This window comes from Roseovarius sp. SK2 (genome assembly GCF_028807495.1).
GTDB lineage: Bacteria > Pseudomonadota > Alphaproteobacteria > Rhodobacterales > Rhodobacteraceae > Roseovarius > Roseovarius confluentis.
This window is the reverse complement of record NZ_JARAMK010000006.1, coordinates 47,978-72,801: the sequence shown is the minus strand read 5'-3', so window position 1 is coordinate 72,801 and position 24,824 is coordinate 47,978. Positions and strand designations below refer to the sequence as shown.

23 protein-coding genes are annotated in these 24,824 nt (G+C 63.7%); 12 read left to right on the top strand and 11 right to left on the bottom strand.

Translation table 11 applies throughout. From position 1 onward, the window contains the following. Entirely contained in the window at positions 1–666 is a 666-nt protein-coding gene (locus PVV74_RS12870) for an SOS response-associated peptidase (RefSeq protein WP_274593467.1), read from the top strand. A 72-nt stretch (positions 667–738) separates the two neighbouring features. Here PVV74_RS12870 and PVV74_RS12865 read toward each other — a convergent pair whose 3' ends face one another. The 4 genes from PVV74_RS12865 to PVV74_RS12850 form a co-directional block, all read right to left on the bottom strand. Next, complete coding sequence (locus PVV74_RS12865; protein WP_274593466.1) at positions 739–1,734, bottom strand: type I glyceraldehyde-3-phosphate dehydrogenase; 996 nt, start codon at positions 1,732–1,734, stop codon at positions 739–741. A gap of 87 nt (positions 1,735–1,821) precedes the next feature. After that, positions 1,822–3,174 (bottom strand): MATE family efflux transporter, encoded by a 1,353-nt coding sequence (locus tag PVV74_RS12860; protein WP_274593465.1) that lies wholly within the window; start codon positions 3,172–3,174, stop codon positions 1,822–1,824. Continuing rightward, entirely contained in the window at positions 3,167–3,676 is a 510-nt protein-coding gene (locus tag PVV74_RS12855) for a PaaI family thioesterase (RefSeq protein ID WP_103764872.1), read from the bottom strand. The genes PVV74_RS12860 and PVV74_RS12855 overlap by 8 nt, the downstream gene beginning before the upstream one ends. Continuing rightward, positions 3,673–4,095 carry a PaaI family thioesterase gene (locus PVV74_RS12850; RefSeq protein ID WP_103764871.1) on the bottom strand — a complete coding sequence of 141 codons (423 nt, stop codon included), beginning with the start codon at positions 4,093–4,095 and terminating at the stop codon, positions 3,673–3,675. Before PVV74_RS12850 ends, PVV74_RS12855 begins: the two co-directional genes overlap by 4 nt. 114 nt (positions 4,096–4,209) lie before the next feature. On the opposite strand from PVV74_RS12850, the gene PVV74_RS12845 reads away from it, so the two are divergent. The 8 genes from PVV74_RS12845 to PVV74_RS12810 all read left to right on the top strand — a co-directional run bounded on the left by PVV74_RS12845 (position 4,210) and on the right by PVV74_RS12810 (position 12,688). Then, on the top strand, positions 4,210–4,578 hold the full coding sequence (locus PVV74_RS12845) for a MerR family transcriptional regulator (protein ID WP_103764870.1): 369 nt from the start codon (positions 4,210–4,212) through the stop codon (positions 4,576–4,578). Between the two features lie 189 nt (positions 4,579–4,767). Beyond that, positions 4,768–5,169, top strand: a complete 402-nt coding sequence (locus tag PVV74_RS12840; protein ID WP_103764869.1) for a MerR family transcriptional regulator — start codon at positions 4,768–4,770, stop codon at positions 5,167–5,169. Positions 5,170–5,209: 40 nt separating this feature from the next. Next, on the top strand, positions 5,210–6,988 hold the full coding sequence (locus PVV74_RS12835) for an acyl-CoA dehydrogenase C-terminal domain-containing protein (protein WP_274593464.1): 1,779 nt from the start codon (positions 5,210–5,212) through the stop codon (positions 6,986–6,988). Between the two features lie 59 nt (positions 6,989–7,047). After that, entirely contained in the window at positions 7,048–7,260 is a 213-nt protein-coding gene (locus tag PVV74_RS12830; protein ID WP_274593463.1) for a hypothetical protein, read from the top strand. Between the two features lie 11 nt (positions 7,261–7,271). After that, positions 7,272–8,411: an acyl-CoA dehydrogenase family protein gene (locus PVV74_RS12825; protein WP_274593462.1), complete on the top strand. Its 1,140-nt coding sequence runs from the start codon at positions 7,272–7,274 to the stop codon at positions 8,409–8,411. A 145-nt stretch (positions 8,412–8,556) separates the two neighbouring features. Then, positions 8,557–9,195 (top strand): glutathione S-transferase family protein, encoded by a 639-nt coding sequence (locus tag PVV74_RS12820; protein ID WP_103764865.1) that lies wholly within the window; start codon positions 8,557–8,559, stop codon positions 9,193–9,195. A 62-nt stretch (positions 9,196–9,257) separates the two neighbouring features. After that, positions 9,258–10,469 (top strand): acetyl-CoA C-acetyltransferase, encoded by a 1,212-nt coding sequence (locus PVV74_RS12815; RefSeq protein WP_274593461.1) that lies wholly within the window; start codon positions 9,258–9,260, stop codon positions 10,467–10,469. Positions 10,470–10,492: 23 nt separating this feature from the next. Beyond that, complete coding sequence (locus PVV74_RS12810; protein WP_274593460.1) at positions 10,493–12,688, top strand: 3-hydroxyacyl-CoA dehydrogenase NAD-binding domain-containing protein; 2,196 nt, start codon at positions 10,493–10,495, stop codon at positions 12,686–12,688. A gap of 85 nt (positions 12,689–12,773) precedes the next feature. On the opposite strand, the gene PVV74_RS12805 is transcribed toward PVV74_RS12810, so the two are convergent. Both PVV74_RS12805 and PVV74_RS12800 read right to left on the bottom strand, forming a co-directional pair. Continuing rightward, positions 12,774–13,436, bottom strand: a complete 663-nt coding sequence (locus PVV74_RS12805) for a Hint domain-containing protein (protein ID WP_274593459.1) — start codon at positions 13,434–13,436, stop codon at positions 12,774–12,776. A gap of 175 nt (positions 13,437–13,611) precedes the next feature. Beyond that, entirely contained in the window at positions 13,612–14,256 is a 645-nt protein-coding gene (locus tag PVV74_RS12800) for a sulfotransferase family 2 domain-containing protein (protein WP_274593458.1), read from the bottom strand. A gap of 131 nt (positions 14,257–14,387) precedes the next feature. On the opposite strand from PVV74_RS12800, the gene PVV74_RS12795 reads away from it, so the two are divergent. Both PVV74_RS12795 and PVV74_RS12790 read left to right on the top strand, forming a co-directional pair. Further along, positions 14,388–16,010 (top strand): long-chain-fatty-acid--CoA ligase, encoded by a 1,623-nt coding sequence (locus tag PVV74_RS12795; protein ID WP_274593457.1) that lies wholly within the window; start codon positions 14,388–14,390, stop codon positions 16,008–16,010. Positions 16,011–16,155: 145 nt separating this feature from the next. Further along, positions 16,156–17,181: a hypothetical protein gene (locus PVV74_RS12790; RefSeq protein WP_103764859.1), complete on the top strand. Its 1,026-nt coding sequence runs from the start codon at positions 16,156–16,158 to the stop codon at positions 17,179–17,181. An 18-nt stretch (positions 17,182–17,199) separates the two neighbouring features. Here PVV74_RS12790 and PVV74_RS12785 read toward each other — a convergent pair whose 3' ends face one another. From PVV74_RS12785 to PVV74_RS12765, 5 genes are all read right to left on the bottom strand, one after another. Then, the gene (locus tag PVV74_RS12785) at positions 17,200–18,654 is read right to left on the bottom strand and encodes an SPOR domain-containing protein (protein ID WP_274593456.1); all 1,455 of its coding nucleotides are present in this window, start codon (positions 18,652–18,654) and stop codon (positions 17,200–17,202) included. Positions 18,655–18,718: 64 nt separating this feature from the next. Further along, positions 18,719–19,351: a uracil phosphoribosyltransferase gene (gene upp, locus PVV74_RS12780; RefSeq protein WP_103764857.1), complete on the bottom strand. Its 633-nt coding sequence runs from the start codon at positions 19,349–19,351 to the stop codon at positions 18,719–18,721. Positions 19,352–19,425: 74 nt separating this feature from the next. Beyond that, positions 19,426–20,613: a phosphopentomutase gene (locus PVV74_RS12775; protein WP_274593455.1), complete on the bottom strand. Its 1,188-nt coding sequence runs from the start codon at positions 20,611–20,613 to the stop codon at positions 19,426–19,428. Further along, the gene (locus PVV74_RS12770) at positions 20,610–21,917 is read right to left on the bottom strand and encodes a thymidine phosphorylase (protein WP_274593454.1); all 1,308 of its coding nucleotides are present in this window, start codon (positions 21,915–21,917) and stop codon (positions 20,610–20,612) included. The genes PVV74_RS12775 and PVV74_RS12770 overlap by 4 nt, the downstream gene beginning before the upstream one ends. A 3-nt stretch (positions 21,918–21,920) precedes the next feature. Continuing rightward, a complete protein-coding gene (locus PVV74_RS12765; RefSeq protein ID WP_274593453.1) occupies positions 21,921–22,328 on the bottom strand; it encodes a cytidine deaminase in 408 nt (135 codons plus the stop codon). A gap of 140 nt (positions 22,329–22,468) precedes the next feature. On the opposite strand from PVV74_RS12765, the gene PVV74_RS12760 reads away from it, so the two are divergent. Continuing rightward, complete coding sequence (locus PVV74_RS12760; RefSeq protein ID WP_274593452.1) at positions 22,469–24,748, top strand: NADP-dependent malic enzyme; 2,280 nt, start codon at positions 22,469–22,471, stop codon at positions 24,746–24,748. The last annotated feature ends 76 nt before the right edge of the window (positions 24,749–24,824 follow it).

Here is a 24,824-nt window from a genome sequence, read left to right as displayed (position 1 = left end):
ATGTGCGGACGTTTCGCCGTCACCCTGCCGCAGGACGCCATGGCACAACTCTTTGCCGCGCGCCCCGTTAACGATTTGCCGATGGTTCCCAACTACAACGTCTGTCCGACAAACGATGTGCACGTGGTGACCTCGGACGGCACCGACAGGCAGCTTGGGTCGATGCGCTGGGGCTTCATCCCGCACTGGTACAAGACGCCCGCTGACGGCCCGTTGCTGATCAACGGGCGGGCCGAAACCATCGCGGAAAAACCCGCCTTCCGGTCGGCCGCCCGCGACCGGCGCTGCCTGATCCCGGCCAGCGGTTTCTACGAATGGACCAAGGACGAGGACGGAAATCGCCTGCCCTGGTTCATCCATCCGGCCGAAGGTGACGCGCTGGCCTTCGCCGGAATCTACCAGTCCTGGGACAAGGGTGACGAGCCGATGACCACCTGTGCCATCGTCACGACCGGGTCGAACGAGCCGATGCGAAAGATCCATCACCGGATGCCAGTGATCCTGGCCGAAAAGGACTGGCCGCTCTGGCTGGGCGAGGCGGGCCACGGTGCGGCCACGTTGATGACAGCGGCACCGGATGACACGCTGCGGCTCTACCGCGTGGACCCGAAGGTCAATTCCAACCGGGCCTCTGGACCTGGCTTGATCGAGCCGCTCGACGACTGATTATTCGTAAAAATAATCAGCAGGTTACACGACGCATCCCCGTGCCCGAGATTATTCGTACGAATAATCTTGTCACCGCGGCGCCATCAGCCGCGCCATGTCGAGCATTCGGCAGGAAAAGCCCCACTCGTTGTCGTACCAGCCGAAGACGCGCAGGAGGCCGCCGGCAGACACGCTCGTCTCGGGTCCGACGAGGATCAGGGATTCCGGTCGTCCGCGCAGGTCGGAGCTGACCAGCGGTTGCTCGGTCCAGCCGAACACACCGCCGGGCCGCACCGCCCCTTGAAGGACGGAATTCACCGTTGCAGCATTTACCGTCTCGCGGGTCTGCACGGTCAGGTCGATGCAGGACACGCTGGCCGTGGGCACGCGGATCGCCCGCGCCTCGATCCGGCCTTTAAGATGCGGCAGGACAAGCCCGGTCTGATCTTGCGCGCTGGTCGTCGTGGGCACCATCGACAAAGCCGCAGCGCGGCTGCGCTCCGGCGCGGCGCGGGGCTTGTCCACCGTCGGCTGGCTGCCGGTATAGCAGTGCACCGTCGTCATCTGCCCGTTGACCAATCCGAACGCCTCGTCCAGAAGCCGCGCGAGCGGGGCCAGCGCATTGGTCGTGCAGGAAGCGTTGGAGACGATCCGGTGATCGGACAGATCGCCTTCGTTCGCTCCCATCACGAGCGTCACGTCCGCCTCGGGCGACGGTCCGGACACCAGCACCTTGCGCGCACCCGCTGCCAGCCCGCGTTCGGCGACGGCCCGCTTGCCGCCCATGCCGGTACATTCCAAAACGATATCCACCCCTTGCAGATCAAGGCTGCGCAGGTCCGGTTCGGCATGAAACGGGATGCGCCGTCCGCCCACGATCAGGGTGGCATCGCCCGTGCCGACCTCTTCCGGCCACGGGCCGAAGACGCTGTCGAACTGAAAGAGATAGGCGCAGGTGCTCAGCGGCTCGATATCGTTGATCGCGACGAGTTCGAAATCTCGTGTGTCGCGCAGCAGGATCCGCAGCAGGGTCCGTCCAATGCGGCCAAAGCCGTTTATCGCAACACGGATCGGCGGGTTCGACATTTCGGTGCCTCCTGAGACGTCATTTCTGTTTCGAACAATTGCCGCGACCGGGGACGTTTGCCAACCGTGAAACAATACTTGATCAAATTATGCATCCGCCGCCGTGGTCGCCGGCGGTGCACCCGGAGCGACCGAATCCTCGAGCGCGGGATACCGCAGCCAGAGCGTCACACCCCGCGCCACGAAGCTGATCAGAAGCGCCAGCCACAGCCCGTGATTGCCCAGCCACGGCACCAACACCAAGACGGCGGCGACATAGATCACAAGGCTCAGCGCCATCATGTTGCGCATGTCCCCGGCCCGTGTCGCGCCGATGAATATCCCGTCCAGCATGAAAGGTGCCACGCCGACCACCGGCGCGATACAGACGTAGACCAGAAAGGCCCGCGCTTCGGTCTGCACCTCGGGCGCCTTCGCCATCAGGTCAATGATCGCCCCGCCCCATAGAGCGAAGGCACAGGCCATAAGAACCACGATCGTCAAGGCCCAGACACTGGCCAAGATAGCCCCCCGGCGCAGACGCGCAACACTGCGCCGCCCGAACGCTTGACCGACCAGCGCCTCGGCGGCGAACGCGAAGCCATCCAGCGCATGCGCCGAGATGTTCAGGAACTGCAACAGGACCTGGTTCGCGGCCAGCGTAACGTCTCCAAAGTCGCCGCCGATCAGCAGGAAGGAAATGAAAATCGCCTGCAGCATCAGTGACCGCAGCAGGATATCGCGATTCACCGACATCATTCGCGCCAGCTGCACCCTGTCAAACACCCGGCCCCAGTCGCGCCAGGCGTCCACGCGCCAGACGTCGCGGCACAGCCACAGACCAAGAATCAGGCCCGACCATTCGGCAATAAAGGTCGCCCAGGCCACCCCGGTCACACCAAGGTCCAGCCCTAGCACGAACCATATGTCCAACAGAATGTTGATCCCGTTCATCGCGACTTGAAGCACCAGCACCGCGCGGGTCCGCTCCAACGCGATCAGCCAGCCGGTGACACCATACAGGGCGATTAAGGCAGGCGCGCTCCAGACCCGGATCGCCATGTAGTCCCGCGCCAGCGCCTCGACCTCCGCGCTGGCGGGCGACACGAGAAAGGCCCCCGCGAACAACGGCAGTTGAAGAACGATTATGCCCACGCCTGCCGTGATGCCGATCATCAGCGACCGGGTCAGCATGGCGGCCACCTCGCCGGTCTGTCCCGCCCCGTGCGCCTGGCTCGTGAGGCCCGTCGTGCCCATCCGCAGAAAACCGAAGACCCAGTAAAGCCCGGTCAGAATGATCGCGCCGATACCGACTGCGCCGATGGGCACGGCCTCGCCCAACTGCCCCACGACGCCTGTATCCACCGCGCCCAGGATCGGGACTGTGGCATTCGACAGCACGATCGGTATGGCGATGTTGAGCACGCGTTTATGCGTGATCTCCGCCGGTGTCTCAGCCATCGCGGCGCGGCATCAGGAAGTGCCCGGTTGCCTGTGCAAAGGGACGGGCCCGGTTGTCTTGCCACGCCTCGGCCCGAACAGACGCATAGCGCCGGCCCGACCGTGTAACCACCGCGCGGGCATAGGCATCCCGCGGCAGGCCCGAACGCAGGTAATCCACGGTGAAATCAATCGTCTTGGGCAGGCGCGGCAAGTCGCCGGCTTCGAACGCCTCTACCGCCAGCTCGCCGGATTCCATCTCGTCCCACAGCATCGCCCAGCTCAGCGTGATGATCGACGTCACCTCCAGAAACGCCGAGGTGGCACCGCCATGCAACGCGGGCAAGAGCGGGTTGCCGATCAGCTTTTCATCAAAGGGCATCACCCCGGTAAGTTCGTCCCCGCGACGGTCGAATTCGATCCCCATGAAACGGATATAGGGCACGTGATCCACAAGGGCGTGAAGCGCCGCGTCGCGGCGTTGCTTGATGACCTGCACGGGTTCGGGACGCGAGCGGCTCATGATTTGCGCGCCACTGTGAAGGTGCCGGTGGCCTGCGCCACGGGGCGGTCGGCATCGTCGTCCAGCGTCTGCGCCCGGACGAAGGCGACCGAACGGGTGATGTGATAGCACTCCGCCCGCGCCCGTATCGTCTGGCCGGGCTTTGCCGGTCGCATGTAGTCGATGCGCAGGTCGATCGTGGCCGTGGCCCCGGGCGAGTCCGGGTGACTCATCACCGCCGCTCCGCAACACGTGTCCATCAGCGCCGACACAGCGCCGCCGTGGATCACCCCGGTTTCCGGGTCGCCCACCAGGTGGTCTGCATAGTCCATCTTCATCTCGGCCACACCGTCACCGACATGCGTGATCTCCATCCCCAGCGCCTTGGCATGCGGAATGGCGCCCATGAACTGCGCGGCGATCTTGTTGTTGTCGGTCATGAAAAGTCCTGCGGCTTGCTCGCCTCTTTATGGTCTCTAATGCCCGCGCGCTGCAAGGGTGCCTGTTGCGCGATCCGCCCTAAGTCTCTTAAGTAGACTTCAGGAGGACCCGCGATGTCAGAGCAACGCCTGTCATTCAAGGAGATGTGCGCCAAGTTCGACGTGACGCCGCGCACGCTGCGGTACTACGAGTATATCGAGTTACTCAGTCCGACACGTGAAGGGCGCTCGCGCTACTATGGTCCGCGCGAAGTGGCTCGCATGACACTGATCCTGCGCGGTCGCCGCTGGGGCTTTGCCCTCGAAGACATTCGACAGTGGCTGGAAATCTACGAGGAAAAGGGCACCGAGACGCAGTTGCGTACCTGGATCGACCTTGCCGACCGCCAGTTGGAAGAACTGCGCACCCAGAAGGAACAGCTGGAACAGTCCATCGCGGAGCTGAAAGAGGCCCGCGATTCGACCGAAAAGTCGCTCGGCTAGACCTTCGGCCGTCTGGCCTCCCTCGATATTTCCGCAAAATAATTGCGCGGGTCGCAGGTTGACCTTGCCTGATCTTACGTAAAGCACAAAGTGACGTTACGTAGTGGTTACGTAAACCTGCTTACGTGTTGTACCGATGGCTATCGCCTCACATGTTCCGGCCACGCAACGAGATTTACGGAAACCGACATGACCGACGAAACGATGACCATTCGCGAGATGTGCGACGCGTACAACGTGACGCCGCGGACCCTGCGTTTCTACGAGGCGAAAGAACTGCTCTTCCCGCGCCGGGAAGGTCAGAAGCGGCTGTTCACGAAAAGCGACCGCGCGCGGCTCAAGCTGATCCTGCGCGGCAAGCGCTTTGGCTTCAGCCTCGAGGAAATCCGCCAGCTTCTCAACCTCTATGACCGGGGCGACCAGCAGCTGACGCAGTTGGAAAGCACATATGAAATCGCCAAGGACCGGCTGGAAGAGCTTGAACGCCAACGCGACGAGCTGACCGCGGCCATCGACGACCTGCGCGACCAGATGAAATGGGGCGAGAAGATGATCTCCTCGCTCCGCCAGACACCGAAAGCCGCGGAATGATCCCCGGCCCGACACTGTGATGATGTAGGGAGACCACCACATGCCGAGCTACACCCCGCCCACCAAGGACATGCAGTTCATCCTTCACGATGTTCTGAAGGTCAGCACCACCGACACCCCCGGCTATGCCGAACTGGACCGTGACTTTACCAGCGCCGTTCTGGAAGAGGCCGGCAAGATCTCATCCGAAGTTCTGGCACCCTTGAACGTCGTCGGCGATACCGAGGGCTGCAAACTGGAAAACGGTGTGGTCCGCACGCCTACAGGTTTCAAGGATGCCTTCGACCAGGTGCGCGAGGGCGGCTGGACCGCGCTGGACCTGCCCGAGGAATTCGGTGGCCAGAACATGCCCTATATCCTCGGCACCGCGGTGGGCGAAATGTTCTCGGCCGCCAACCAGGCCTTCACAATGTACCAGGGCCTTACCCATGGCGCGGCTTCGGCAATCCTGGCGCACGGGTCCGAGGATCAGAAGGCCACGTACCTGCCCAAGATGGCGTCCTGCGACTGGACCGGCACGATGAACCTGACCGAGCCGCATTGCGGCACCGACCTGGGCCTGATGCGGACCAAGGCGGAACCGCAGGGCGACGGCAGCTACAAGATCACCGGCCAGAAGATCTTCATCTCGTCGGGCGAACACGACATGGCCGACAACATCATCCACCTCGTGCTGGCCAAGATCCCCGGCGGCCCCGAGGGCATCAAGGGCGTCAGCCTCTTCATCGTGCCCAAGTTCCTCGTGAAAGAAGACGGCACCCTGGGTGAACGCAACGGCGTCGCCTGCGGCAAGATCGAGGAGAAGATGGGCATCCACGGCAACTCGACCTGCGTCATGAACTATGACGAGGCGACGGGTTACCTGCTGGGCGAAGAGCACAAAGGCATGCGCGCCATGTTCACCATGATGAACGAGGCCCGTATCGGTGTCGGCATGCAGGGCCTCGCGCAGGCCGACGTGGCCTATCAGAACGCGCTCGAATATGCCAAGGACCGGCTGCAAGGCCGCGACGTCACCGGCGTGAAAAACCCCGACGGCCCAGCCGACCCGCTGATCGTCCACCCGGACATCCGCCGCGCGCTCCTGGACCAGAAAAGCTTTGTCGAAGGCGCCCGCGCGTTCCTTCTGTGGGGCAGCCAGATGATCGACCAGTCGCATCGCGGCAATGACGAGGCCGCTGAGGGCATGGTCAGCCTGCTGACCCCGATCATCAAGGGCTTCCTGACCGACGAGGGTTTCGACATGACGATCCTCGCCCAGCAGGTCTATGGCGGCCATGGCTATATCGAGGAATGGGGCATGTCCCAGTTCGCCCGCGACGCCCGGATCGCCATGATCTACGAAGGCGCCAACGGCGTTCAGGCGCTCGACCTCGTCGGCCGCAAGCTGGCGCAGGATGGCGGCAAGCACGTCATGGCCTTCTTCGACATGGTCAAGGCGTTCATCAAGGAGAACGAAAGGCACCCGGCGCTGAAGCAGGACTTCCTCGATCCGCTCAAGGAAAGCTCGAAGCACCTTCAACAGGCCGGCATGTTCTTCATGCAGAACGGCATGAAGAACCCCAACGCGGCGCTGTCGGGGTCCTATGACTTCATGCACCTTTTCGGGCATGTCTGCCTGGGCCTGATGTGGGCACAGATGGCCAAGGCCGCGCACGCGGCGATCGAGGCCGGTGACGGCGACACGGCCTTCTACAAGACCAAGATCGCCACGGGCCGCTTCTACATGAAACGCCGCCTGCCCGCGACCGGGATGCACCTTGCGCGCATCGAATCCGGCGCCGAGCCCGTGATGGAGCTTGAAGCCGAGGCATTCTGAACACCTTGGGGTGGGTTTCAAACCCACCCTACGCACGCCACGATGACTGGGAGGACATCATGCCGAAACGCTTTCGCCTGACCCGCCGCTTCAACGCCGCGATGACCGAGGACGGTTATCGCCGGCTGCGGAAATTCGCGCAGGACTCCGGGCTCGACGAAGGCGAGGCGCTGTCCTTCCTCTTCGAGAATTTCGACAGCGTGATCGACGAGGACACGTTCGGTCACCGGCTGCGTATTTTCAATTCAGAACTCGACGCCCGCAAACGCTAGGGAGGCACCTCATGTCCGCATGGATGACCGACGAGCACGAAATGCTCACCGAGATGACGGCCAGGTTCATCACCGAGGAGTGGGGCCCGCATTTCGAACGCTGGCGCAAGGCCGGCATCATGGACCGCGAGATCTGGCAGCAGGCCGGGGCGCTGGGCCTGCTCTGCCCCTCGATCCCCGAGGAATACGGCGGCGCGGGCGGCGATTTCGGCCACGAAGCGGTGATCTGCATCGAGCAAAGCCGTGCCAACCTTGCGAGCTGGGGCAACCCGATCCATTCCGGCATCGTGGCGCACTACCTGCTGGCCTATGGCAGCGAAGAACAAAAGAAGCGCTGGCTACCCAAGATGGTCTCCGGCGACATGGTGGGCGCGCTGGCCATGACCGAACCCGGCGCGGGCTCGGACCTGCAAGGCATGAAGACCAAGGCCCTGCGCGAGGGCAATTCCTATCGCCTCACTGGCCAAAAGACGTTCATCACCAACGGCCAGCACGCCGACCTGGTCATCGTCGCCGCCAAGACCGATCCCAAGCAGGGCGCAAAAGGCATCTCGCTCGTCGTGGTCGAAACCGAGGACACCGAGGGCTTCACCCGCGGCCGCAACCTGGAAAAGAACGGGCTCAAGGCCGGAGACACCTCCGAGCTTTTCTTCGACAATGTCGAGATCCCGCCGGAAAACATCCTTGGCGGCGAAGAGGGCCGCGGCTTTTACCAGATGATGGAGCAATTGCCACAGGAACGGCTGATCATCGCGTGCGGGGCACAGGGCGCGCTGGAGGGCGGCGTCGCCCGCACCATTGCCTACACAAAGGAACGCGAGGCATTCGGCGCGCCGATCTTCGACAAGTTCCAGACGATCCGCTTTACCCTGACCGAGTGCCTGACCAAGACCAAGGTCTGCCGCGCATTCCTCGACGAGTGCATCGAGGAACACCTCCACGGCAAGCTGAGCGTCGAGAAAGCCGCGATGGCCAAATACTGGCTGACGGACACGCAGTTCGAAGTGCTGGACGCCTGCGTTCAACTGCATGGCGGCTACGGCTACATGGCCGAGTACGACATCGCCGAAATGTGGGCCGACGCGCGGGTGCAGCGCATCTACGGTGGCACCAACGAGATCATGAAAGAACTGATTTCGAGGTCGCTATGAAAATTCGGCCCGCGCGTCTGCCGCAAATCGCCGGACGCCTTCGGCGAGAGTATTTGGGGAACAGTGAAAGAGCACCCCGCTTTTCATCGTTCCAAAAATACTCAAATCCGACGCCTGCCAAGAGAACGAAACTGGGAGTTAGGACATGACGATCAAGCTGCACTGCTTCGGCGAAAGCGGCAACGCCTACAAGGCGGCGCTGGCGCTGGAACTTTCCGGTCTGGACTGGGAGCCGGTGAAGGTCGATTTCTTCGGCGGCGAAACCCGTGGCGACGCGTATCGCCGTGACGTCAACGAAATGGGCGAAGCGCCGGTGATGATCGACGGCGATATCCGCCTGACCCAGTCGGGCGTGATCCAGCAATACGTCACCGACCAGACGGGAAAGTTCGGCGGTCGCGACCAGGCCGAGAAATACGAGGTTCTGCGCTGGGTCCTATGGGACAATCACAAGCTTTCCAGTCAAGCCGGAATGACCCGCTTCCTGATGAACTTCCTGCCCGAGGACAAGCGCCCGGCAGAGGTCATCAGCTTTACCCAAGGCCGCCTGAAAGCCGCCTACACCACCCTGAACGACCGGCTTGAGGGGCGCGACTGGATCGTCGCTGACGGGCTGACCAATGCCGACATTTCCTGCTGCGCTTACCTTTTTTACCCCGAGCCCTTCGGCTTCGACCGCGCCGAATGGCCCAATATCGACAGATGGCTTTCCAGCATCGAGGCGCTGCCCGGCTGGAAACATCCCTATGACCTGATGCCGGGCTCTCCGGCAGACCGCGCCTGAACAAACCATCGGCGCACACGAAAAACAATCCGACACGACAGGACAACTAAAGGAGTCCGGACATGACCGAAGCCTATATCTATGACGCGGTCCGCACGCCGCGCGGCAAGGGCCGCAAGGACGGCGCGCTGCACGAAGTGACCGCCGTGCGCCTCAGCACCCATGTGCTGAACGCGCTCAAAGACCGCAACGGCCTTGACGGTCACGCCGTCGAAGACGTGATCTGGGGCAACGTCACGCAGGTTATGGAACAGGGCGGCTGCCTTGCGCGGACCGCCGTGCTGGCCTCCGACCTCGACGAATCCATCCCCGGCCTGGCCATAAACCGCTTCTGCGCGAGTGGAATGGAAGCCGTGAACCTGGCCGCGAACCAGGTCAAGGGCGGCGCGGGCGAGGCCTATATTGCAGGCGGCGTCGAGATGATGGGCCGCGTGGCCATGGGCAGCGACGGTGCGGCGATTGCCGTTGACCCCAGCGTGGCCATGGACAGCTACTTCGTCCCGCAAGGCATCAGCGCGGACATCATCGCCACCGAATACGGTTTCAATCGCGACCAAGCCGATGCGCTGGCGGTTGAGAGCCAGAACCGTGCGGCGGCGGCGTGGAAGGACAACCGTTTTGAGAAATCCATAATCGAGGTGAAAGACCAGAATGGCCTGACCATCCTCGACCATGACGAATACATGCGCCCTGGCACCGACATGCATGCCTTGGGCGCGCTCAATGCCAGCTTCCAGCAGATGGGCGAGGTGATGCCCGGCTTCGACGCCGTGGCCAAGCTGAAATACCCGCACCTGGAAAAGATCAACCACATCCACCACGCCGGCAACAGCTCTGGCATCGTGGACGGCTCTGCCGGTGTGCTGATCGGCTCCAAGGAATTCGGCGAGAAATGGGGCCTGAAGCCCCGCGCGCGTATTCGGCAGACCTGCAAGATCGGCACCGACCCGACGATCATGCTGACCGGGCCTGTTCCGGCGACACAGAAGATCCTGGCGGATTCCGGCATGAACATCGGCGACATAGACCTTTTCGAGGTGAACGAGGCCTTCGCCTCGGTCGTGCTGCGCTTCATGCAGGCCTTTGATGTCGATCCCGAGCTGGTCAACGTCAACGGCGGCTCCATCGCCATGGGCCACCCTCTGGGCGCCACCGGTGCCATCATCATTGGCACGCTGCTTGATGAACTGGAGCGCTCGGACAAGGAAGTCGGGCTCGCCACGCTCTGCATCGCGTCCGGCATGGGCGCAGCCACGATCATCGAACGCGTGTAACCCGGGATACGAGGATTAGAGACATGACTGACTTCACGATGGAAAAAGGCGCCGACGGCGTCGCGATCATCACCTGGGACACCCAAGGCAAGTCCATGAACGTGATGAACATGGAAGGCTGGCCCCTGCTGGAAAGCCTGGTGGACGACGCGCTGGCGGACGATGCGGTCAAGGGCATCGTCATCACCTCCGGCAAGGAAGGCACCTTCGCCGGGGGCATGGACCTCAACGTGATCGCCAAGATGAAGGAAATGGCCGGCGACAATCCGGCGCAGGGCCTGATGGACGGGCTGATGAACATGCACTCCATCCTGCGCAAGATCGAGCGCGGCGGCATGGACGACAAGAACAAGGGCGGCAAGCCCATCGCCGCCGCCCTGCCCGGCACCGCGCTTGGCATCGGGCTGGAAATTCCGCTGGCCTGCCACCGCATCTTTGCCGCCGACAATCCCAAGGCCAAGATCGGCCTGCCCGAGATCATGGTCGGCATTTTCCCCGGCGCGGGCGGCACCACCCGCCTTGTCCGCAAGTTGGGCGCGATGGGCGCCTCGCCCCTGCTGCTCGAAGGCAAGCTGAACGATCCCAAGAAAGCCAAGTCCGCCGGCGTGGTGGACGAGGTCGTGCCCGCCGATGAGCTGATTGCCAAGGCCAAGGAATGGGTCCTTTCCGAGCCCAGCTTCGTCAAGCCGTGGGACGAGAAAGGCTACAAGATGCCCGGCGGCGCGCCCTACCACCCGGCGGGCTTCATGACCTTCGTCGGTGCCTCTGCCATGGTCAACGGCAAGACGCAAGGTGCCTTCCCGGCGGCCAAGGCGCTGCTAAGCGCGGTCTATGAAGGCGCGCTCGTACCCTTCGACACCGCGCTCAAGATCGAGGCGCGCTGGTTCACCAACGTGTTGATGAACCCCTCCTCGGCGGCCATGATCCGCAGCCTTTTCATCAACAAGGAAGCGCTGGAAAAAGGCGCCAACCGGCCCGACGTGCCCGACCAGAAGGTCAAGAAGGTCGGTGTCATGGGTGCCGGCATGATGGGCGCGGGCATCGCGCTCGTCTCGGCCATGGCAGGGATGGAGGTCGTGCTGATCGACCAGAAACAGGAAGCCGCCGACAAGGGCAAGGCCTACACCGCCGACTACATGGACAAGGGCATCAAGCGCGGCAAGGCCACCGAGGACAAGAAGGCGGCGACGCTGGACCTCATCACCGCGACCACCGATTACAACGCGCTGAAAGGCGCGGACCTGATCATCGAGGCCGTGTTCGAGGATCCGGGCGTCAAGGCCGAGGTCACCAAGGAAGTGCTGAAAGTCGTCGGCGACGATTGCATCTTCGCCACCAACACCTCGACTCTGCCGATCACGGAACTGGCAAAGGCGTCGGACAATCCCGGGCAGTTCATCGGCATCCACTTCTTCTCGCCCGTCGAGAAGATGATGCTGGTCGAGATCATCAAGGGTGCGGAAACCGGCCCAAGGGCAGTGGCGAAAGCACTGGATTACGTCCGGCAAATCCGCAAGACGCCCATCGTGGTGAATGACGCGCGGTTCTTCTACTGCAACCGCTGCATCATCCCCTACATCAACGAAGGCATCCGGATGGTGGCCGAGGGTGTGACGCCCGCACTGATAGACAACGCCGCGCGTCAGCTGGGCTTCCCGGTGGGACCGCTGCAACTGGTCGACGAGACCTCGATCGACCTCGGCGCCAAGATCGCCCGCGCGACCAAGGCCGCGATGGGCGACGACTATCCCGATGCTGCCGTGGACGAGGTGATCTTCTGGATGGAAAAAGAGGGCCGGCTGGGCCGCAAATCCAACGCTGGCTTCTTCGACTATGATGAAAAGGGCAAGCGACAGGGGTACTGGCAAGGGCTGGAAGAGAAATACCCCCATGCCGAAGACCAGCCCGACCTGATCGAAGTGCAGCATCGCCTGATGTTCGCGCAGGTGCTGGAGGCCGTCCGCGCACTGGAAGAAGGCGTGCTGGAAGACATCCGCGAAGGCGACGTGGGCGCGATCCTGGCCTGGGGCTTTGCGCCGTGGTCAGGTGGTCCGTTCTCGTGGCTCGACATCATCGGCACGCCTTACGCGGCCGAGCGTTGCGACGAACTGACAGCCAAATTCGGCGAGCGCTTCGCCACGCCTGACTTGCTGCGCGAGATGGCGGGCAAGAACCAGTCCTTCTACGGACGCTTCGGCACCCAGGCAAAAGCGGCATAACCGCGACCTTTAGAGCACAAGCGAAACCCGCGCGGCCAGACAACCGCGCGGGTTTCTTCGTTCCGGTGCGAAAAGCCGCAAGCCGCTATGCCGGAACAGCCGCAGCCCAAATGTCCTGGGAGGAATTGGAGCAAGCGGTGCCAATCTCTTCTTTGATCTGCACGGCCAGGAACCGCGCCTCGTCCATCGACAGGACCGAGTAGAACGGGCGGGCCTCTTCGGCGAAGGCCGCATCGACCATGTCGGCGAATGCGGGGCAGAAAAACAACGCCCCGTTTTCCGCGAACACCACCTGGTCGGCGGCGAAATGCAGGACCACGACTTCGACATCGCACTCTGGCGGCGTGCGGGCGACACCGTAAAGCCCCTCGATCGCCTCGGCGGGCATCAAGGTGAAGGGATCGCCGTAGAGGTCCTCGGCGGCATCACTTTCCACCATGATATTCTGGCCCGGCAACACGCGCATCACCTCGCGGTTGCCCAGCGCACCGGCGGGCACCTCCAGCGGCCAGAACTGGCGCGGGCAATGATCCTGCCCACTCCACAGGCCAACGCGACTTACTTTCGTGATCGTCTGAAGTCCGCCGTCGAAGGTCAGCACCTTGTCGCCCGCCGCAATCGCCTCGACCGGGCGCCAGCCCATGCCGGTTGCCACTTTCGTGCCCGAAATCAGCCCCGATTTGACTGCCGTTGCGTTCGCGTTCTCGAAAATATCGCGCTTCCCAAGCGTGGACTTCCATCCGAACATTGGTCTTTTCCCCTCTTGTGCCGTTGGCAGACGGCGTCAGCAGACAAGATCCATGTGCCGTGATTCTCGGGACGCTCCTTGGTCGGAAAAGTGTCACTATTTGGGCATTGTTTCAGCAACGTGACCAGTCGGGAGCTCTTCAGAAAACAAGCCTAAGACTTGAAACGAAAGCCGTTCAAAATTGGTAGCCGAACCTTTCGATATCGACCGCACACAGGCGCGACACCACATCAGCGTCAGCCTCGTTGTAGTAGCTGCGATAGTCCTGCACGCGGGCCGACCGCTTCTCATGCGGCAGGTCAAGGCGGAATCCCAGATGATCCCATAGCGGCCCGGCCTCCTCCTCGAAATGCTCCAGCCGGATGAAAAGCCCGGCCTGATCCTGCCCATCCGCCCTGCGCATGTAGCGGGCATAGTACCAGGCGCGGATTGCGTCCTGCATGTCCGTCGCATTGAGAAACCCGGTGAAATCGGCGGTCTTGGCCCTGGCGACGGCCGGATGATCGAAGGCCTGGATCCGCAACCAGTGATAGTAGCTGACGATCCTGTCCCACGGGTTGCGCACCAAGGTGAAGCACAAGGCCTGCGCCACGAAGCCGGTTGAGACCAGCCCGTCGATATCGGCCAGCGTGGAATGTTTCCACAACCGGCCGGCGCTTTGCACATCCTTGATCCGCCCCCGCCGCTTTTTCGCTTTCGGCGTGTCCCCAATCAGGATGTCGTCCCGCATCGCGCGTCCTTCCAGCGCCAGCGCCAGGGACGTGCCGCCTGTCTTGGGGATATGCACGAAGATATAATTGCGTCCGGGCGAGATTATCATCGAGGAACGCTAGGCCAACGCGCGGGGCTTGGAAAGATTGCCGCAAGTGCGAAACAGCTTTGCGTTCGGCCTCGAAATACGCGATACCTCCTGCCGATCAGGACATACGCTTTCACGAAAGGACGTCTGGCATGGGTTGGATGAAGGATGAAACCGGTCTCGAAAGAACCGCCGCGAATTACGTCCCGCTGACGCCACTGTCGCACCTGCGGCGCGCGGCCCACGTGTTTCCCGACCATGACGCGGTTGTCTATGGCACGTTTCGCAAGACCTATGCCGAGTATTTCGAACGCGCGACCCGCCTTGCCTCCGCCCTTCAGAAGCTGGGCATCGTCCCCGGTGACGTTGTGGCCACGCTCCTGCCCAACATCCCCGCCCATGCCGAGGCGCATTTCGGCGTGCCAGCCTGCGGTGCCGTGCTGAACACGATCAATACCCGTCTGGAACCTGACACCGTCGCCTATATCCTCGACCACGGCGAGGCCAAGGTCGTTCTGGTCGACCCGCAGTTTCTGCCCGCCTGTGCCGCAGCGATCGAGATGATGGAGGGCCCTGCCCCCACCCTGATCGAGGTCCCGGATGACCAAGCCGGTGTAAAGGCTTACGGCGACTACATGCTCTACGATGATTTCCTCGCCACCGGCGATCCGGCCTTCAAGTGGATCATGCCCGAGGACGAATGGGAAAGCCTTGCGCTCAACTACACCTCCGGCACAACCGGGCGTCCCAAGGGGGTGGTCTACAGCCATCGCGGCGCCTACCTGCTGACCACGGGCAGCGCGGTCACCTGGCCGATGCCGCGCCACGCATGCTACTTGACCATCGTGCCGCTGTTTCACTGCAACAACTGGAACCACACCTGGATGATGCCGATGGTCGGCGGCACGGTCGTGTGCTGCCGGGACATCACCGCGGCCAATATCTACAACGCCATCGCTGACGAGGGTGTCACACATTTCGGCGCGGCGCCCATCGTGCTGAACATGATCGTCAACGCCAAAGACGAAGAACGGCGCAAGTTCGACCACGCGGTCAATGTCTTCACCGCGGGCGCCCCGCCGCCCGCCGCGACCCTGCGCGCGATCGAGCCGCTGGGGTTCGACGTAACGCAGGTCTACGGCCTGACCGAAACTTACGGCCACGTCACCGAATGCATGTGGCACGATCGCTGGGACGATCTGCCCGAAGAGGAGCGCTATGCGATCAAGGCCCGCACCGGCATCCTCATGCCCTTCATGGAGGATATCACCGCCCTCGACCCCGAGACCATGGAACAGGTCCCGATGGACGGCGAAACGCAGGGCGAGGTCATGATCAAGGGCAATGCCGTGATGAAAGGCTACCTCAAGAACCCCAAGGCCACCGAGGAGGCCTTCCGCGGTGGGTATTTCCACTCCGGCGACATCGCCTACCAGCACGAGGACGGCTATCTCAAGATCGCCGACCGCGCCAAGGACATCATCATCTCGGGGGGCGAGAACATCAGCTCGGTCGAGATCGAAGGCGCGCTGATGATGCACCCCGCCGTGCTCTTGTGCGCCGTGGTGGCCATGCCGGACGAGAAATGGGGCGAGGTGCCCTGCGCTTTCGTCGAGGTCAAGGAAACAGCAACAGTGACCGAACAAGACCTGATCGCCTTCTGCCGCGAGCGGCTGGCCGGGTTCAAATGCCCCAAGAAGATCGTGTTCGAGGAACTGCCCAAGACGTCCACTGGCAAAATTCAGAAATTCGAATTGCGCAAGGCGTTCAAATAGAGCATCTCGCCTTCAATCCGAGGCCACGGCTAAAGCCACAACCCGTGCAACGGCTGTGTGCCGCGTCATCGGCAATTGCCCGTTCACAGCTCGTCGTGATACACTGGCCCGAACGCGCTAACGAGGCAGAGCAGGCCCCCGCGACATGACGGCGTTAAGCGAATACGAACGGCTGGAGGCATCCGGCCTGTGGCGGGAGTCCCCGGACGCGCAGCGCGTTGATGTCTACGTCTCCCTTGGTGACGCCACCCTCACCATTCTCGACCGGCGCGAACAGCCGCTGACCCATTGGTCGCTTGCCGCCATCGCCCGGGCCAATCCGGGCAAGCGCCCGGCGCTCTATCATCCCGACGGCGACGCGGGCGAAGTGCTAGAACTGGGCGACGACGCATCCGAGGTGATCGATGCCATCGAAAAGCTGCGCACCGCCGTCGACCGGGCCCGCCCGCATCCGGGGCGGCTTCGGCTGGTCATGTTCCTGGGCAGCCTTGCCGCTGTCGCCGCGCTGGCAACCCTGTGGCTGCCAGGGGCGTTGCGCGATCACGCCACCAAGGTCCTGCCAGACGTAAAACGTGACGAGATCGGCCAGGCCCTGCGCCGCCATATTGAACGGGTTACCGGACCGGCCTGTGACGGCCCCGACGGGCGCCGCGCCCTGTCGGAACTGGCCAGCCGGCTTCCGGCCGGGGACAGCCCCGGCTCGCTCGACGTGATGCGCGACGGCGTGAAGGGCGCGGTCGCCCTCCCCGGCAAGACCATCCTGCTGGACCGCGCCTTGGTCGAAGATTTCGAAGAGCCCGACGTGCTGGCCGGCTTCGTCATCGAACAACGCCTTCGCGCCAGTGTCCACGACCCGATCGACGCCCTTCTGCAATACGCCGGAACCTGGGACAGCATTCGCCTGCTGACCACTGGAGAGTTGTCCGAGGATGTTTTGTCGAACTATGCCCGTCACCTGCTGACGCAAGACGAAGAGCCGCTTCCGGACGAAACGCTGCTGAACGGTTTCGAAAGCTGGTCCGTGCGCTCCACGCCCTACGCCTACGCGCTGGATGTGACCGGCGAGTCCACGCTTGGGCTGATCGAGGCTGACCCCTTCGCCAGCGAAGCGCCGCCGCCGATCCTCAGCGATGCGGACTGGCTGCGGCTGCAAGGCATCTGCGGCGGCTGAGGCCGCAGATCTGCCGGGTCACTTACGGAAATAGGCGTTGGGATAACCCGCGCGGCGCACGGCCCGCATACCCGATTGAAGCTGTGATTGCGTCCCGAACGGGCCGACGACAACCGAAGTGTAGGGTTGCCCCTTGTGCGTCGTCTTGCCCATCCGCGCGGGAAGCCCGGCATTGGCCAGCCGCTGTGCCGCGCTGCGGGCCAGGTCCGGCGCGCTGAAGATCCCGACCTGCACATAGCGGTGGCTGGCCGCCTTGGCCGGCGCCTTGGGCGCCGAGGACCGTGTCGACACGGTTGGTTTCACGGTCTCCCTGGGGGGTGCGGTCTTGGCGACGTTGCGGGTCCGCTTGACAGTGCGGACCTGCCCGTCGCGGCCACGCACGAAGGTGATCGGGTCGGGCACCATCTGGCCCCGCGTCGCTACAATCACGCCCGCCGCCCGCTGCTGTTCAAAACTGGTATAGGGATACTGCAACCCGGGATAGTTATGCGTCACTTCACGCCCAGTGCGGCGGTCGATCAGGCGGCGCGGTACGGTCTTGGTCCAGGCGACCTCCATCATCGCCTTGCCGGCGAAGGTCTGGTGCGCGCGCTGCGGGTTCAGACGATCGTCTTCCCAGACAGGCTGATAGCCTTCGGGCACGAACACGCTACGCGTACTGCTGACTTGCCGCTCGTAGACGTGGCGCGGCGCCACGCGCACGGGTGGCGACGGCACATCCCTTGGGGTCACCACCTGCCCGGGCCGTACCACCGACGTGGGCGCGGGCCGCGTCTGCGGCGCCGGGGTTGCTGTGACGACGCGGATGGCAGTACCGGTCCCGGACCCGCCTGAAATCACGTTGGCATGCGGCGTGGTTTGCGGACCGCACCGCACCGCAAGGCCGGGCCTGCTCTGGACGTAGCGTTGCGAGATCGCGCTCGCGCCGGGACAGGCGGGCTGGCTCTGCACCACGCGCCGGGTTTTCGGGGCCGGCTTCGGCGCAGGTTTCGGCGCGGCCGCCGTTCTGGGCGAGACCGTGATGATCTTGGGCGAGGTTGCAGCCGCGCTGGGCGCGGCGGGCTTCGACGCCGGTGCCGGGCGTACGACTTTCTTCGGCGCAGTGGCCACGCGCCTGGTCGTCGGGGCCGGCTTCGGCGCCGCGGCGGGCTGTTGCGGTACGGTAATGACCTCGGGCTCGGGTTGCGCCGGGGCGGGCCGCGCAGCTGCGGTGGCGGTTCCCTGTGTCTGTGACGGCTTGAACCCGCAGATCACCTTGCGCCCCCGCGTCACACGCGGCACCCAGGTTGTCTGACCGTCGATCCCGGCGCGGATGAACACGCATCCCCGGCTGTCGACATATTGGCGTCCGGTGTAACTGGACGGTGGAAACTCCGCCGGAACTCTTGCCCCTGAATCACTCTGCGCCACGGCTCCGCCGTGGACGACAGTTGTGGCGATTGCAGCTATCGCCAGAACACGCGTCAGTTTCATTTTGCCCCCAAGACAGTTGGGGAAAGATTGCCTTATTATTTTCGCTGAGTAAACAGCATTTAGCCTATTTAGTGCCGAACATCCGGTCACCCGCATCACCTAGACCAGGCAGAATGTATCCGATGTCATTCAGACGCTCGTCCAGCGCCGCCGTCACGATCGGCACGTCCGGGTGCGCCTCCTTCATCCGGGCCACGCCTTCGGGGGCGGCCAGCAAACACAGGAACCGGATATCGGTCGCGCCCGCCTCTTTCACCATATCGACCGCCGCCGCCGAGGAATTGCCGGTGGCCAGCATCGGATCGACGAGGATGGTCAGCCGTTTGTCCAACTGCTCAGGCACCTTGAAGTAATACTTTACCGGCTTCAGCGTCTCCTCGTCGCGGTACAGCCCGACGAACCCGACCCGGGCGGAGGGGATCAGCTCCAGCATCCCGTCAAGCAACCCATTGCCCGCCCGCAGGATCGAGATCAACGCCAGCTTGCGCCCCGCCAGAACCGGTGCGTCCATCTCCTGCAACGGTGTCTCGATGGTCTGCGTGGTCATCTTCAGCTCATGCGTAACCTCGTAGGCCAGCAATTGGCTGATCTCTCGCAGAAGCTGCCGAAAGACGGCGGTCGGGGTATGCTTGTCGCGCATGAGGGTCAGCTTGTGCTGCACCAGTGGGTGGGTCACGACGGTCAGGTGCTCTTTCATCTCGGCTCCGTTCGGCAAGGCAGGTATGGCTAGAGCGTTCTTTCCAGAAAAAACCGCGAAGGGCAACGCAGAGCTCAGGGAAGGAAAGACCGCCCCGGTCCGCGCTCGGCCAGCCCAAGATGCGCGGCCACGCTCGCGGCCACATCGACCAAATCCACGATTCCCGCCTCATGCGGCCCGACCCCGGCCGCCAGCACCGGCACCCGCTCGCGCGTGTGGTCGGTGCCGGGCCAGGTGGGGTCGTTGCCATGGTCGGCGGTGATCATCATCAGATCTCCGGGCCGCAGGCACGCCAGGCACCGGCCGATGCCAGCATCGAACCTCTCCAGTGCCTCGGCGTAGCCTTTCACGTCCCGCCGATGCCCGTATTTGCTGTCGAACTCGACGAAATTGGCGAATGTCAGGCTGCCCTCTTCCGCCTTGGCCACCGCCGCATCCAGCGCCTCCATCAGAGCCGCATCGCTGCCAGTCACAACGTCGTCGATCCCCTGCATCGAAAAGATGTCGCCGATTTTGCCGATCCCGTGCACCCCGCGCCCCTCGGCACTGGCCCAGTCGCACAAGGTCGGCGCAGGCGGGGCCATGGCGTAATCCCTGCGCCTGCCCGTGCGCTCGAACCCCTCGGAGGCGGACCCGACGAAGGGCCGCGCGATCACCCGCCCGACGCCCATCTCGTGCAAGCGCGGTGCGATCGTGCGGCAAAGCTCCAGCAACCTGTCCAGCCCGAACCGCTCTTCGTGCGCGGCGACCTGGAACACGCTATCGGTCGACGTATAACAAATCGGCCAGCCCGTACGCATGTGCTCAGCCCCCAGCGCCTTCAGGATCTCTGTACCCGACGCGTGGCAGTTCCCGAGAATCCCATCGACCCCTGCCGCCTCTTGGACCGCCGCCACCAGCGCCTCTGGAAAGGCCGGTATCGTCTGGGGAAAGACGTGCCAGGCAAACGGCATCGGCACCCCGGCCAGCTCCCAATGACCCGTCGGCGTATCCTTACCCGGCGAGAATTCCTGTGCCGCACCCCAGCATCCTTCGGGCGTCGCGCCCAGCCCCGGCGCCACCGCGCCCGAGGCCAGCGTCACCGCCGCCCCAAGCCCAATCCGGTCAAGGTTGGGCAATCTCAGCCCACCAGCCCGCGCCTGCGCGATGTGGGCAAGCGTGTTGGCGCCGGTATCGGGAACAGGCCCGTTGAAAAACCTGTCGGCATCGGGCGCCCCGCCGATTCCCACCGAGTCCATCACCACCAGAAACGCACGGGTCATGGACCGACACGCTCGATCACCAGGGGTTTCTCGGCAGGGGCCGACGGACCGATGGCCATCGCGTCGCGCACGATGGCCTCGGCGGCATCGGCATGGGCCGCACGGCTGGCGTGGATGCGCAACAAGGGCTGTCCCGCGATCACCTCCGTGCCCAGGGGCAGGATGTCGGACAGACCCACCGCCGGGTCGATCCGGTCGGTTTCAAGCTTCCGCCCGCCGCCCAACGCGATCACCGCATGGCCAAGAGCCTCGCCATTTATGGAGGCGACAAAGCCCGGCGCTTCGGCCGGGACCTCGCGGATGATCGTCGCCTCGGGCAGGAAACGCTGCCACGTATCGACGAACTGCACCGGCCCGCCCAGCGCACGCAGCATCCGTCCAAAGACTTCTGCCGCCTGCCCGTTCTTCAAAACTTTCAGCACCTCGCGCGCGCCGCTTTCCGGGCTGTCGCAAAGCCCGCCATGATAAAGCGCCGCGCCGCCCAGATAGCAGGTCAGCTTCGCCAGCCGCCCCTCGATCGTTCCGGACAGGACGCGCATCGCCTCGGCCACTTCCACGGCATTGCCCGCCGACGGCGCCAATGGCTGGCTCATATCAGTGATCAACGCACTGCACCGGCATCCGGCCGCATTCGCCGTCTCCACCAGTGACTCGGCCAGCGCCCGCGCCGCGCCGATGTCCTTCATGAACGCGCCCGAGCCCTGCTTGACGTCCAGAACCAGGCCTGTCAGCCCCGCCGCAAGCTTCTTGGATAGGATCGAGGCAGTGATTAGATCGACGCTTTCCACCGTTCCCGACACGTCCCGCACCGCGTAAAGCCGCCGATCCGCCGGGGCGATCTCGGCGCTAGCGGAAGCGATCACGACGCCGATTTCCTCGACGACCCTCTGCAACCGCCCGGTCTCCAACTCGGTCGAAACGCCTGGAATGGCCTCCAGCTTGTCCAGCGTGCCCCCGGTATGGCCCAGGCCGCGCCCCGAGATCATCGGCACAGCCGCGCCACAGGCCGCCAACGCCGGCGCCAGCACCAGGCTGATGCAATCCCCGATACCACCGGTCGAGTGCTTGTCGAGGACAGGGCGGTCGGTGCGCCACCGCAAGATCTGCCCGCTGTCTCGCATCGCCAGCGTCAGTGCACGGCGGCTTTCGGGCGCAAGCGATTTCAGCAAAACCGCCATGGCAAAGGCCCCGGCTTGCGCATCGCTCACTCCGCCATCGGTCAGACCTTGCACGAAACTCGTGATCGCCTCACCGGACAGCGCGTCCCCGTCGCGTATCGCCGCTATGACCTGTCGTGCCTCCAAGGGTCAGCCATTCGCCATGTGATGTGTTGTAAAGGCACCGGGCAGCAATTCCTTCAACGTCCGCGTGACGGTGACACCGCCGAGCGTTGCCATGGTGACGAGCATCTCGCCGCTGCCGAACTCCGCCAGCTTTTGCCGACACCCGCCGCAAGGTGTCACAGGCTCGGGGCTGTCGGCGACGACCACGATCTCGGCAATTTCTGTTTCGCCGGCCGCGACCATCGCGGCGATCGCCCCGGCCTCGGCGCAGGTGCCTTCGGGATAGGCCACGTTCTCGACGTTGCACCCGGCGAACACCCGGCACGTGCGCGTCGTCAGTGCCGCCCCGACCTTGAAGCCCGAATACGGGGCATGGGCATTCTTCCGCACACGCTGCGCCTCGTCCAGCAAACTCATTCGGCCTCCCGGCATGCTGCCTGCCTCCTCGCTCATTTGAGATTGCGTCGCCACGCCCTGATATGCAAGCTAACTGTGGCCCGGCATCAACAGGGCTGGAACATCCGGTCGATCGGATATAGTTTACCCTTAAACTAATTCTTGCAGAGGACCTCATGGCAGACAACGCGAACGAAAGCCTTCGCCAGGCGGCATTGACCTATCACGAGTTTCCCAAGCCCGGAAAACTCGAGATTCGTGCGACGAAACCGCTGGCCAACGGGCGCGACCTGGCCCGCGCCTATTCGCCCGGCGTCGCCGAGGCCTGTCTCGAAATCAAGGCCAATCCCACCGACGCCAGCCGCTATACCAGCCGCGCCAACCAGGTGGCCGTTGTCACCAACGGCACCGCCGTGCTGGGTCTTGGCAACATCGGCGCCCTCGCTTCCAAGCCGGTGATGGAGGGCAAGGCAGTCCTGTTCAAGAAATTTGCCAATATCGACTGCTTCGATCTCGAACTGGACGAGCAGGACCCCGAGCGCCTCGCCGAGATCGTCTGCGCGCTGGAGCCGTCCTTCGGCGCCATCAACCTTGAGGATATCAAGGCGCCCGACTGCTTCATCGTGGAAAAGATCTGCCGCGAGCGCATGAACATTCCCGTCTTCCACGACGACCAGCACGGCACCGCCATCGTCGTCGGCGCCGCCGCCACCAACGCGCTGCACGTGGCGGGCAAATCCTTCGAGGATATCAAGATCGTCTCGACCGGGGGCGGGGCCGCCGGCATCGCCTGCCTCAACCTGCTGCTGAAGCTTGGCGTGAAACGCGAAAACATCTGGCTCTGCGACATTCACGGTCTGGTCTACGAAGGCCGCACCGAAGACATGAACCCGCAAAAGGCCGCCTTCGCCCAGAAAACCGATCTGCGCACGCTCGACGACGTGATCGAGGGCGCAGACCTCTTCCTCGGTCTTTCAGGCGCGGGCGTGCTGAAACCCGAGCATGTCGCCCGGATGTCCGACAGCCCAATCATCCTCGCGCTGGCCAACCCGATGCCGGAAATCATGCCCGACGAAGTGCGCAAGATTGCGCCCAACGCGATCATCGCGACGGGCCGAAGCGACTTTCCCAACCAGGTCAACAACGTGCTCTGCTTTCCGTTCATCTTCCGCGGGGCGCTCGACGTGGGCGCCACGGACATCAACGACGCCATGCAGATCGCCTGCGTCGAGGCCATTGCCGAGCTGGCCCGCGCCACCACGTCAGCCGAGGCTGCCGCCGCCTACCAAGGCGAGCAGATGAATTTCGGGCCCGACTACCTGATCCCGAAACCTTTCGATCCGCGTCTGTCCAGCGTCGTGCCCACCGCGGTGGCCAAGGCGGCGATGGAATCGGGCGTTGCCGCGCGGCCCATCGAGGATCTCAACGCCTATTCGGCCAACCTTCAGGCGTCTGTTTTCAAATCCGCCCTCCTGATGCGCCCGGTCTTCGAGGCCGCGGCCACGGCCGCCCGGCGGATCGTCTTTGCCGAGGGCGAGGACGAGCGCGTATTGCGCGCCGCTCAGGCCATCCTCGAGGAAACGACCGAACTGCCAATCCTTATTGGCCGTCCTGACGTGATCGCCGCGCGTTGCGAACGCATCGGCCTGGAAATCCGCCCCGACAAGGATTTCAGCATCGTGAACCCGGAGCGTGACCACCGGTACCGCGACTACTGGGCCACCTATCACGACATCATGAAACGCCGCGGCGTCACGCCTGACCTTGCCAAGGCGATCATGCGCACCAACACCACCGCCATCGGCGCGATCATGGTATACCGCGAAGAGGCGGACTCGCTCATTTGCGGCACCTTCGGCGAATACCGCTGGCACATGAATTACGTCTCACAGGTGCTGGGCGACGCCGAACATCACCCGCACGGCGCCCTGTCGATGATGATTCTCGAGGACGGCCCGCTTTTCATCGCCGACACCCATGTGCGCATCCGCCCCACGCCCGAGGAACTGGCCGAAACCGCCATCGGCGCGGCTCGCCACGTCAAGCGCTTCGGCCTCGAGCCCAGCGTCGCCTTTTGCTCGCAGTCGCAATTCGGCAACCAGGGCAGCGATTCCGGCAACCGTCTGCGCGAGGCACTTCAGATCCTCGACCGCGAGCCGCGCAATTTCTGCTACGAAGGCGAGATGAACCTCGACGCCGCGCTTGACCCGGACCTGCGCCAACGGCTCCTGCCCGACAACCGCATGGAAGGCGCCGCCAACGTGCTTCTCTTTTCCAATGGCGACACCGCTTCGGGCGTGCGCAACATCCTGAAAATGAAGGCCGGCGGGCTCGAGGTCGGGCCGATCCTGATGGGCATGGGCAATCGGGCACATATCGTGACACCGTCGATCACCGCACGCGGATTGCTCAACATGGCCGCCATCGCCGGCACCCCGGTGGCCCATTACGGCTGACGCATCCGGGATATTCCCTTATCCGGGCGGCTTGCGGTATTGTGCCACGGGCCGTCCGGACAGCCTTGTCTTGGCG

Excerpts from the sequence above, each read along its gene's own strand:
- PVV74_RS12870 (WP_274593467.1), top strand. The coding sequence starts at position 1 with ATGTGCGGACGTTTCGCCGTCACCCTGCCGCAGGACGCCATGGCACAA.
- PVV74_RS12865 (WP_274593466.1), bottom strand. The coding sequence starts at position 1,734 with ATGTCGAACCCGCCGATCCGTGTTGCGATAAACGGCTTTGGCCGCATT.
- PVV74_RS12860 (WP_274593465.1), bottom strand. The coding sequence starts at position 3,174 with ATGGCTGAGACACCGGCGGAGATCACGCATAAACGCGTGCTCAACATC.
- PVV74_RS12855 (WP_103764872.1), bottom strand. The coding sequence starts at position 3,676 with ATGAGCCGCTCGCGTCCCGAACCCGTGCAGGTCATCAAGCAACGCCGC.
- PVV74_RS12850 (WP_103764871.1), bottom strand. The coding sequence starts at position 4,095 with ATGACCGACAACAACAAGATCGCCGCGCAGTTCATGGGCGCCATTCCG.
- PVV74_RS12845 (WP_103764870.1), top strand. The coding sequence starts at position 4,210 with ATGTCAGAGCAACGCCTGTCATTCAAGGAGATGTGCGCCAAGTTCGAC.
- PVV74_RS12840 (WP_103764869.1), top strand. The coding sequence starts at position 4,768 with ATGACCGACGAAACGATGACCATTCGCGAGATGTGCGACGCGTACAAC.
- PVV74_RS12835 (WP_274593464.1), top strand. The coding sequence starts at position 5,210 with ATGCCGAGCTACACCCCGCCCACCAAGGACATGCAGTTCATCCTTCAC.
- PVV74_RS12830 (WP_274593463.1), top strand. The coding sequence starts at position 7,048 with ATGCCGAAACGCTTTCGCCTGACCCGCCGCTTCAACGCCGCGATGACC.
- PVV74_RS12825 (WP_274593462.1), top strand. The coding sequence starts at position 7,272 with ATGTCCGCATGGATGACCGACGAGCACGAAATGCTCACCGAGATGACG.
- PVV74_RS12820 (WP_103764865.1), top strand. The coding sequence starts at position 8,557 with ATGACGATCAAGCTGCACTGCTTCGGCGAAAGCGGCAACGCCTACAAG.
- PVV74_RS12815 (WP_274593461.1), top strand. The coding sequence starts at position 9,258 with ATGACCGAAGCCTATATCTATGACGCGGTCCGCACGCCGCGCGGCAAG.
- PVV74_RS12810 (WP_274593460.1), top strand. The coding sequence starts at position 10,493 with ATGACTGACTTCACGATGGAAAAAGGCGCCGACGGCGTCGCGATCATC.
- PVV74_RS12805 (WP_274593459.1), bottom strand. The coding sequence starts at position 13,436 with ATGTTCGGATGGAAGTCCACGCTTGGGAAGCGCGATATTTTCGAGAAC.
- PVV74_RS12800 (WP_274593458.1), bottom strand. The coding sequence starts at position 14,256 with ATGATAATCTCGCCCGGACGCAATTATATCTTCGTGCATATCCCCAAG.
- PVV74_RS12795 (WP_274593457.1), top strand. The coding sequence starts at position 14,388 with ATGGGTTGGATGAAGGATGAAACCGGTCTCGAAAGAACCGCCGCGAAT.
- PVV74_RS12790 (WP_103764859.1), top strand. The coding sequence starts at position 16,156 with ATGACGGCGTTAAGCGAATACGAACGGCTGGAGGCATCCGGCCTGTGG.
- PVV74_RS12785 (WP_274593456.1), bottom strand. The coding sequence starts at position 18,654 with ATGAAACTGACGCGTGTTCTGGCGATAGCTGCAATCGCCACAACTGTC.
- upp (WP_103764857.1), bottom strand. The coding sequence starts at position 19,351 with ATGAAAGAGCACCTGACCGTCGTGACCCACCCACTGGTGCAGCACAAG.
- PVV74_RS12775 (WP_274593455.1), bottom strand. The coding sequence starts at position 20,613 with ATGACCCGTGCGTTTCTGGTGGTGATGGACTCGGTGGGAATCGGCGGG.
- PVV74_RS12765 (WP_274593453.1), bottom strand. The coding sequence starts at position 22,328 with ATGCCGGGAGGCCGAATGAGTTTGCTGGACGAGGCGCAGCGTGTGCGG.
- PVV74_RS12760 (WP_274593452.1), top strand. The coding sequence starts at position 22,469 with ATGGCAGACAACGCGAACGAAAGCCTTCGCCAGGCGGCATTGACCTAT.